The sequence below is a fragment of the Tepidimonas sp. genome (genome assembly GCF_046292505.1).
Classification (GTDB): domain Bacteria; phylum Pseudomonadota; class Gammaproteobacteria; order Burkholderiales; family Burkholderiaceae_C; genus Tepidimonas.
On the sequence record NZ_JBKBQX010000291.1, the window covers coordinates 1 to 509 of the forward strand.

Annotated in this window: 1 protein-coding gene; it reads right to left on the reverse strand. The window is 66.8% G+C overall.

The genetic code is table 11. The features are described from left to right. Positions 1–61: 61 nt before the first annotated feature. Positions 62–508, reverse strand: coding sequence for a crossover junction endodeoxyribonuclease RuvC (locus ACK4TH_RS13325; protein WP_409627121.1), 447 nt, complete (start codon positions 506–508; stop codon positions 62–64). Position 509: the final 1 nt, after the last annotated feature.

The following is a 509-nucleotide window of genomic DNA, read 5'->3' on the forward strand; positions in this document are numbered from 1 at the left end:
CTGGCGGGTGATGCTGGCGCCAGGCGCCCGAGGGCGCAGGGGATGGAAGCGGTGTGAGTTCTCATGCCACACCCCCTTGGGCCATCGCCCAGTCCAGCAGCGCCAGCGCATCGGCGTGGTTGTCGTCGACCGGATCGAAGCCGCGTACCTTGGCGGCCGCCATCATCTCGGCCTTGCCGGCATTGCCCTTGCCGGTGGCGTGCTTCTTGATCGTGCCCACGGGCACGCCCTGGTACGGGATCTGGTGGTGTTCGCACCAGGCCGTCAGGTGCGCCATGAAGCCACCGTAGGCATGCGCCGCATCAACGCCCATGTGTCGACGTACTTCCTCGAACACCACCCAGTCGAGTCCGTCGGCACACTGCTTGATGTCGGTGAGCCAGCGCTTGAAGCGCAGGTAGCGAAGGCCGCCACCCTCGAAACGGGTGGTCTTGAAGGACTCGCTGCCACCGTCGAGGAGTCCGTCGCGGCTGACCAAGGCCCAGCCGGTGGTCGTGCCCAGATCCAGG